At 66.1% G+C, this 9528-nt stretch carries 2 protein-coding genes; both read right to left on the bottom strand.

The features are described 5' to 3' along the window. On the bottom strand, positions 1 to 9324 hold a 9324-nt coding region (locus DM374_RS31785; protein ID WP_110973445.1), incomplete at its 3' end, for a non-ribosomal peptide synthetase. Next, positions 9321 to 9528 (bottom strand): phosphopantetheine-binding protein (locus DM374_RS31780; protein WP_157969791.1); only part of this gene is annotated, 208 nt, incomplete at its 5' end. The genes DM374_RS31785 and DM374_RS31780, both read right to left, overlap by 4 nt.

Genomic DNA, 9528 nt, shown 5'->3' with positions numbered 1-9528 from the left:
TTCCAGCGCGACACCCACCAGCACGTCCGGGTCCACGCCCAGTTCGCGCAGTTTGTGGGCCAGTTGATTCGCGCGGGAGTTCAGTTGTGCATAACTCAGCGACGCGTCACCGAGCACCAACGCAGTAGCATCCGGCGTCGCCAGCACCTGGGCCTCGAACAGCGCCGGCAAGCAATGCTCACGCGGGTAGTCGGCCTCACTGCGGTTCCACTCGACGACGATCTGCTGGCGCTCGGCGGCGTCCAGCAACGGCAAGGCCGCCACGCGCTGCCCGACATCGGCGCAGATGCCTTGCAGCAGGTTGCGCCAGTGCCCGGCCAGACGCTCGATGGTCGCCGCGTCGAACAGCGCGGTGGCGTAGCTCAGTTCGGCAAACAGACCACGGGCATGTTCGGAGGTGTTCAGGGTCAGGTCGAACTGGGCGGCCTGGCTGTCCGACTCCAGTCCTTCGACGGTCAGGCCAGACAGCTCGCGGCCCTCGCCCTTGACCTCGGTCTGGTGGTTGAACATCACCTGGAACAGCGGGCTGTGGCTGAGGCTGCGCTGCGGCTGCAACGCCTCCACCAACTGCTCGAACGGCAATTCCTGATGGGCCTGGGCTTGCAACGCGGTCTGTTTGACCTGTTGCAGCAACTGCCTGAAGGTGTCGCCCGCAGCGAATTCGGCCTTGAGCACCTGGGTGTTGACGAAGAAGCCGATCAGCCCCTCGGTCTCGGCACGGGTGCGGTTGGCGATCGGCACGCCGACGCGAATATCGGTCTGGCCGCTGTGGCGGTGCAACAGGGTCTGGAACGATGCCAGCAGCAGCATGAACAGGGTCACGCCCTGCTGCCGCGCCACCTGTTTGAGGTTGTCCACCAGCGCGGTGTCCAGCGCGATGGCGCAGCGCGCGCCCGCCAGTTGCTGGATCGCCGGACGTGGACGGTCCATCGGCAGTTCCAGCACCGGCTGCTCGCCACCCAGTTGGGCGGTCCAGTAGTCCAGTTGCCGGGCTTTCTCGCCGGCTTCCATCCAGGTGCGTTGCCACAGGGCGTAGTCGGCGTACTGGATCGGCAAGGCACCAAGCGCGACTTCCCGACCTTGGCTGAAGCCTTCGTAGAGGCGCACCAGCTCATCGACCATGATCGGCATCGACCAGCCATCGGAGACGATGTGGTGCTGAGTCAGCACCAGCACATGTTCGTGTTCGCCCAGGTGCAACAGCTTGACCCGCAGCAGCGGCCCCTGTTGCAGATCGAATGGCCGCTGCACTTCCTGCTCGACACAGGCCCGCAGGGTTTCACCCGTGGCCAGTTGCTCCACCGCCAGCACGAACGGCGCTGCCGGATGCACCATCTGCACCGCCTGTTCACCGTCCTGGCGGAAGCTGGTGCGCAGGGTTTCGTGACGGGCGATCAGCGCGGCGAAGCTCGATTCCAGCGCCTCGATATCCAGCGAGCCATTCAGGCGCAAGGCGACAGGGATGTTGTAGGCGGCGCTGTCCGGCTCCAGTTGCCAGAGGAACCACTGGCGTTGCTGGGCGTAAGACAGCAGCAGCGGCTGATCGCGATCAGCGTGGATAAAGGCGGGAGCGCTGTTGGCCGCGCCCTGCCCGGCTGCCGCAGCGAACGCGGCCAGGTCCTCGGCCTCGAACAGCGCGCGCAGCGACAGCTCCAGGCCCAGTTGCTGACGCACCCGTGCGACCACCTGGGTCGCCAGCAGCGAGTGGCCGCCCAGCACGAAGAAGTTGTCGGTCAGACCGACTTTCTCCACCTTCAGCACCTCGGCCCAGATTGCCGCCAGTTGCTTCTCCAGCTCGCTGACCGGCGCTACGTGCTCGCCTTGCAGAAGCGCCGCATCGGGCTTGGGCAGGGCCTTGCGGTCCAGCTTGCCGTTGGCAGTCAGCGGCATGGCATCGAGCACGATCAGGTGCGTCGGCACCATGTAGTCCGGCAAGTTGGATTTCAGGTGCGCCTTCAGGGTTTCGCGCAGTGTGTGCGGATCCTGTTCCAGCGCGCTTGGCACCAGATACGCCGCCAGTTGCTGCCCGCTCGGGCCCTCCACCGCCAGCACGATCACTTCGCGCACCGCAGCATGCGCTTGCAGGCGCGCTTCGATTTCGCCCAGCTCGATACGGAAGCCGCGAATCTTCACCTGGTGGTCGATACGGCCGGCGTACTCGATCACGTCCTCGGCGCGGTAGCGGGCCAGGTCGCCGGTGCGGTAAAGACGGCTGCCGTCCTTGGCGAACGGGTTCGGCACAAAACGCTCGGCGGTCAGCGCGGCACGGTGGTGGTAACCACGGGCCAGGCCGGCGTGGCCAACATGCAACTCGCCGCTGACGCCCAGCGCCACCGGGTTGAAGTCAGTGTCCAGCACATGCCACGACAGGTCCGGGATGGCCTCGCCAATCGGGCTGACATCGGCCTGCAACAGGTCGGCCTTGCTGATCGGGCGGTAGGTCACGTGCACGGTGGTTTCGGTGATGCCGTACATGTTGATCAGGTGCGGTTGCTGGTCGCCGAAGCGCTCGAACCAGGGCTGCAGGCTGCCGATATCCAGCGCTTCACCGCCAAACACCACGTAGCGCAGCGCCAGTTCGGCGGGCGACTCGCAGGCCACCCGCGCCAGTTGCTTGAAGGCTGAAGGCGTCTGGTTCAGCACGGTGACGTTTTCATCCACCAACATCTGATGGAAGTCTTCCGGCGAACGGGTCACTTCACGCGGCACCACCACCAGACGGCCGCCGTACATCAGCGCGCCGAAAATCTCCCAGACCGAGAAGTCGAAGGCGTAGGAGTGGAACAGGGTCCAGACGTCGTTTCCGTCAAAGTTGAACCAGTCATCCGTGGCCTTGAACAGGCGCAGCACGTTGTGGTGCGGCAGCAAGGTGCCCTTCGGTTTGCCAGTCGAACCCGAGGTGTAGATCACGTAGGCCAGGTTGTCCGGCGAAGTGAGGTTGACCAGGTTTTCGCTGCTGTAGCCGTCCAGCGATTCATCGAGACGCAAAGATTGCACGCCAGCCGGAACCGGCAACGCAGGCAGCAGATGAGGCTGGGCCAGCAGCAGAGAAATCCCGCTGTCTTCCATCATGTAACTCAAGCGGTCCTGTGGATAATCCGGGTCCAGCGGCACATAAGCGCCGCCCGCCTTGAGGATCGCCAGCACGCCAATCAGCATCTCGAACCCACGCTCGACCGACAACCCGACCAGCACATCCGGCCCCACGCCCTGCTCGCGCAGTTTGTGCGCAAGCCGGTTGGCTCGGGCATTGAGCGCGGCGTAGGTGAGTTGTTCGCTGCCAAACGTCAGCGCAATCGCTTCCGGCACGCGCGCCGCCTGGGCTTCGATCACCTGATGAATGCACTGCTCGCTTTCATGGCTGGCCACATCCTGGTGCCAGACACTTGGTAGCGCCAGTCCACCTACCGGCGCACCAGCATCAACGATCAACGCGCCCAGCAGATGATTGAAATGCGCCGCCAATTGCGCCACTGCCTGCTCACCGAAGTGGCGGCGGTCATGGCTGATGCGCAGCGACAGGCGCTCACCGGTGTTGACCACCAGGGTCAGCGGATAGTGGGTCTGCTCCTGGCTGTGCACGTCGCCGAACACCAGGCCGTCGGGCGCGGCCTGTTGCAGCGCCTCGGACACCGGGTAGTTCTCGAAGACCAGAATCGAATCGAACAGCGCTTCGCCCGCCCAGCCGGCCCAGCGCTGTACTTCGTACAGCGGCGTGTGTTCGAACTCGCGCAGGGCGAGGTTCTGGCCCTGCACCTGTTGCACCCAGTCGGCAACGCTCTGTTCGGAACGCGGGCTACCGACCACCGGCAGGGTGTTGATAAACAGGCCAAGCTGCTCTTCCACACCCGCCAGTTCGGCCGGGCGCCCGGCCACGGTGGCGCCGAAGGTGACGCTGGACTGCCCGGTATAGCGTTGCAGCAGCAACAGCCATGCCGCCTGCACCAAGGTGTTCAACGTGACCCGTTGCTCGCGGGCGAAGTCGCCGAGGCGACGGGACAGCCCGGCGTCGAGGTCTTCCAGGTACTCGCCGTAGCCCTCGCCATCAGCGCCGGCCTTGAAGGCCTGGGCCAGCCGCGTCGGCTCGTTGAGGTTCGCCAGTTGCTCCAGCCAGAAACGCTGGCCGGCCGCCGCATCCTGGCCTTGCAGCCAGCGGATATAGTCGCGGTAGCGGCTGCCCTGACGGGAAATCGGCGCGCCGGCGTAGCGTTGCAGCACTTCGCCGAGCATCCGCGAACTGCTCCAGCCATCCATCAGGATGTGGTGGCTGGTGTAGATAAGTTGATAACGGTTGTCGCCGGTACGGATCAGCGCCAGCCGCAGCAGCGGGCCCTCGGCCAGTTCGAAGCCCTGGTCGCGCTCGGCGCGGGCCCAGTCGTCGATCCAGGTGTCGCGGTCAGCCTGTTCGCGGGCGTCGATTTCGACGAACGCCAGCACCACGTCGCGTTGCACCACTTGCAGCGGCTGGTCGCCCTCGGTGACGAAGACACTGCGCAGCACTTCGTGGTTGTCCAGCAGCGCTTGCCAGGCCGCACGCAGCCGCGCGGCGTCGAGGCCCGCGACGTCCACCCGCAACTGGTTGATGTAGTTGCCGGCCTCTTTCGCGTAGAGGCTGTGGAACAGCATGCCCTGCTGCATCGGCGACAGCGGGTAGATGTCTTCGATGCGGGCGGCAGGCACCGGCAGGCGATCAAGCTGCGCCTGGCTCAGGGTTGCCAGCGGGAAATCGGAAGGCGTGACGCCCTGGTTGCCGGCCACGCAATGCTCGATCAGCGCGGTCAGGGTCCGTTCGTAGTCACGGGCCAAGGCCTCAATGGTGGCGGGCTGGAACATCTCGCGGCTGAACGCCCATTCCAGGCGCAACTGGCCGTCGTAGACCTGGCCGTTGATGCTCAGCCAGTTGCCCAGCGGGCCTTCTGGACACAGCGGCTGGCCGCCGTGTTCGCTGGCCGGGGCGAACAGCACGCCTTGCTGGCGATCGAAGCTGGCATCGAACTGGCCCAGGTAGTTGAAGGTCACCCGCGCTTGCGGCAAGGCCGCCAGTTCATGGGCGAAGTCGACATCGCCGAGGTAACGCAGCAGGCCGAAACCGATACCCTTGGCCGGTACTCCGCGCAGTTGCTCCTTGATCGCGCAGATCGAAGCGGCCTCGTTACCGGCAGGCGTCAGGCGGACCGGGAACAGGCTGCTGAACCAGCCAACGGTGCGGCTCAGGTCGACGTCGTCGAAGAGGTCTTCGCGGCCATGGCCTTCCAGCTGGATCAGCACAGATGGCTGCTGGCTCCACTGGCACAGCACCTGGGCCAGGGCCGTCAGCAGCAGGTCGTTGACCTGGGTCCGATAGGCCGCCGGCGCCACCTTGAGCAGTTGCGCGGTCAGCTCCGCGCTCAGTTGCGACGCAGCATGGGCGGCGTCGGCAATCCGTGGATTGGCCTGGGTGTTGTCGCGCGGCAGCGTGTCTTCGGCGCCGGCCAGGGTGGCGCGCCAATAATCACGCTCGGCTTCCAGCGCCGGGCTGCCGGCATAGCCATGCAGCTTTTCCGCCCAGGCCTTGAACGATGTGCTCTTGGCCGGCAGGCCAGGCGCACGGCCCGCAGCGATGGCGCTGTAGGCCTGTTGCAGGTCTTCCAGCAGGACGCGCCAGGACACCCCGTCCACCACCAGGTGATGGATCACCAGCAGCAGGCGCTGTTCGCCGGCCGGCAGTTTGATCAGCAGCGCACGCAGCAGCGGGCCGGTCTTCAGGTCGAGGCTGCGCTGGGCTTCATCGGCCAGCGCTTCGATGCCGGCGACAGCGTCCAGCTCGCGGGTCCACAGCAGTTCGGCGCTGTCGAGCGGCGCGAACACCGCCTGCCAGCCGGCGTACTGCCGGGCGAAATTCAGGCGCAGCGCATCGTGCTGCTCGACCAGCGCATGCAACGCCGCCTGCAAGTGCGCGGCGTCGAGGGGCTGGGTCGGGGTAAGCAGTACCGACTGGTTCCAGTGCTGGCGCGCGGGAATGTCCAGTTCGAAGAAGCGCGCCTGGATCGGCAGCAACGGCAGGTTGCCGCTGATCTGCTCGACCACCACGGCGGCGGCCTTCTTCTCGATCAGCTTGGCTACCGAGGCCAGTTGGCCGATGGTCTGCTTTTCGAACAATTGCTTGGGGCTGAGCTTGAGGCCCTGGCGCTTGGCGCGGGCGATGATCTGCAGGCTGAGAATCGAGTCGCCGCCCAGTTCGAAGAAGTTGTCGGTGCTGCCGACCTGTTCCAGCTTGAGCACGTCGCGCCAGATGGCGGCGAGCTTTTCCTCGATCTCGCCTTGCGGGGCGACATAGCGCTGTTTGACCGCGCCCGGCTTGGGCAGGGCCTTGCGGTCGAGCTTGCCGTTGGCGGTCAGCGGCAGTTGTTCCAGCAGGACAATCTGCGCCGGCACCATGTATTCCGGCAGGAGCTCGGCCAGTTGCTCGCGCAGGGCATCGGCCTGCACGCCGCTGGCCACACACCAGGCCAGCAGTTGCAGGCGCGACTCGTCGCCGTCCTGCGGCTCGGCCAGCACCACCGCCTGGGTCACCGACGGCAACGTCTGCAAAACCCGCGCGACTTCCGCCGGCTCGACCCGGTAACCGCGAATCTTCACCTGATCGTCGGCCCGGCCAATGAATTCCAGTTGTCCCTTAGGATTGCGCCGGACCCGGTCGCCGCTGCGGTACAGCCGCGCACCGGCCGCGCCATGCGGGTCAGGAACAAAGCGCTCGGCGGTCAGTGCTGGCTGGCCGAGGTAGCCCAGGGCCACGCTGTCGCCGCCGATATACAACTCGCCCGGCACCCGCGCTGCCACGCCGTTGAGCACGTCATCCAGCACTCGCACGCAGGCACCCGGCAGCGGTGTGCCGACCGGCACCACCTGAGGCAGCGGATCATCAGCGCGGACTTCGTGAGTCAGCACGCCGACCGTGGTTTCGCTGGGGCCGTAGTGGTTGATGAAGCGGCAGTGCGGACGCAGGCGGCGGACCTGTTCCACCAGCCCGGCCGGGCAGGCTTCGCCGCCGACGATCAGGGCGTGGCGCGGCAGCACGTCGGCGGCGCGGGACGCCTGCAACAGCGCGACAAGGTGGCCTGGGACGATCTTCAGCACGCCCACCTGATGGGTCGCCATGTAGTCGGCGAACGCGTCCGGGTCGAAGCCCAGTGCCTCCGGCAATACATGCAGAGTGCGGCCGGCGCACAGCGCACCGAACAGCACGGTGTGGCCGAGGTCGGCAGCGATGGTGGAGGCCAGCGCCATGCTCGCCTCCGGCGCCAGTTCCAGGCGCGTCAGCAAACCGCGTACATAGCTGGCCAGGGCACCGTGGCTGACCAGCACGCCCTTGGGCAGGCCGGTGGAGCCTGAGGTGTGGATCACGTAGGCCGGGGCTTGCGCGTCGACGTTCTGTGCCGGCACGTTGGCCGGCTGCGCCTGCCAGGACGCCGGGTTGTAGGCCAGCGCCACGCAGCCGTCGATCTTCAGCGAAGTCAGACGCGTATCGCCCGCAGCGCACAGCAGCACCCGCGCACGGGCGCGTTCCAGCATCTGCTGCAAGCGTGCGTCAGGCGCCTTGGCATCCAGCGGCATGTACACCGCGCCGACCTTGAGGGTGGCCAGCAACGCAGTCAGCCATTCCAGCGAGCGCTCCATCAGCAGCGCCACCGGTTGGCCCGGACTGACGCCCTGCGCCAGCAGGTGATGGGCCAGGCGGTTGGCCGCTTCGTCCAGTTCGCGATAGGTCAGGCTTTCGCTCAGGCAGCGAGCGGCCAGAGCGTCAGGCCGCTGCGCGACATGGCAGTTCCACTGCTCCAGCACCAGCGGCGCGGCAGCCAGCGGCGCCTGCGCTTGTGGCTGCGGCAAGGCGCCGAGGCTGAGCAGCGGCGCCCGTGGCGCTTCCAGCAGCTCATCGAACAGCGTCAGCAGCGATGGGATGAACGCTTCCACGGTGCTGCGTTGGTAGAGGTCGCTGGCGTAGGTCATGTCGCCGTGGATCAGCGTGCCGTCGTCGGTGATGTCCAGGGCCAGATCGAAGTGCGCGCCCTCGCGGTGCAACGGGTACTCGCTGACCTCCAGGCCCGGCAGCTTCAGCGACAGCTCCTGCTTGAGCACCACGTTCTGGTTGAACTTGGCCTGGAACAGCGGGTTGTGGCCGAGGCTGCGCTCCGGCGCCAGGCGGTCGACCAGTTGCTCGAATGGCACGTCCTGGTGCGCCTGAGCGTCGAACGAGGTTTCGCGGATCTGGCCGAGCAGATCGAGGTAGCTCACGCGCTCATCAATCTGGCAACGCAGCACCTGGGTATTGATGAAAAAGCCGATCAAGCCCTCGGTCTCCGCGCGGCCGCGGTTGGCGTTGGGCACGCCGATACGGATATCGCGCTGCCCGGACTGACGGGAAAGGAACAGCGAAAAGCCCGCCAGCACCAGCATGAACAGGCTCATGCCCTGGGCACGGGCGAAGGCGTTCAGGCGCTGCGAGCGCTCCACACCGAAATCGAAGCCGAGGCGCTCGCCACGGAAGCTCTGGCTTGGTGGTCGCGGGAAATCCTGGGCGGCTTCCAGCAGCGGTTGCTCGTCACCCAGTTGGCGCTGCCAGTAATCCAGTTGCCGCTCGCCCTCCCCGGCTTCCAGCCAACGGCGTTGCCAGATGGCGTAGTCAGCGTATTGCAGCGGCAGCGTCGGCAGGTTGGGCTCGCTGCCCTGGCTGCAGGCCTGATAGCTCTGGGCGAACTCCTTGACCATCACATCCATCGACCAGCCGTCGGAGACGATGTGGTGCATGCACACCACCAGCACAAAGTCCTCGGCGCCGATCTGGAACAGGTTGGCGCGCAGCAGCGGGCCATTGATCAGGTCGAACGGCCGTGCCGTGGCCGCGCCAACCTGGCGCGCCAGTTCGGCATCACGCTGGTCGGCGGCGACGACGCTGAGGTCGCTGCGTTCCAGGTTCATCGACAGCGACGGCAGGATCACCTGACACGGCTGCTCGCCATCGGTGCGGAACACGGTGCGCAGCACTTCGTGACGCTGCAGCAGCAGGTCGAAGGCGCGTTGCAGGGCGCGGTCATCGAGCTGCCCGCGCAGGCGCAGGCCGGTGGTCATCTTGTAGGCGTCGCTGGACGGGTCGAGTTGCCAGAGGAACAGCAAGCGCTGCTGGGCGTAGGACAGCGGGATCAGTGTGACGTCGTGTCGGCTTTCCACGATCGGCAGCAGGCTGAAGTCTTTACCATCCTGACGCAGCTTGGCGAGAAACTGGCGGCGCTGATCGAGGGACATACCGACAAAACGTTTGGCGATACGTGCAGTTGTGGTCCCGCTCATGCTCCTACTTCCTCCAGAGAATCCATGAACTGGTCCATATCGTCCCAGTCATCGTCAGTCGTGGTCGTCGTCAGCGCCGCCACTTCGGCGGCCAGCTCGCTCAGCAGCGGCTTTTCGAACAGCGTGCGCAGCGGCAGGCTGACGCTCAGTTGTTTCTTGATTCGCGCGATCATCTGCGCGGCCAGCAGCGAGTGACCGCCCAGC

It is taken from the genome of Pseudomonas huaxiensis (assembly GCF_003231275.1).
In the GTDB taxonomy this organism is placed as follows: domain Bacteria; phylum Pseudomonadota; class Gammaproteobacteria; order Pseudomonadales; family Pseudomonadaceae; genus Aquipseudomonas; species Aquipseudomonas huaxiensis.
This window is presented reverse-complemented; position numbering and strand designations above follow the sequence as displayed.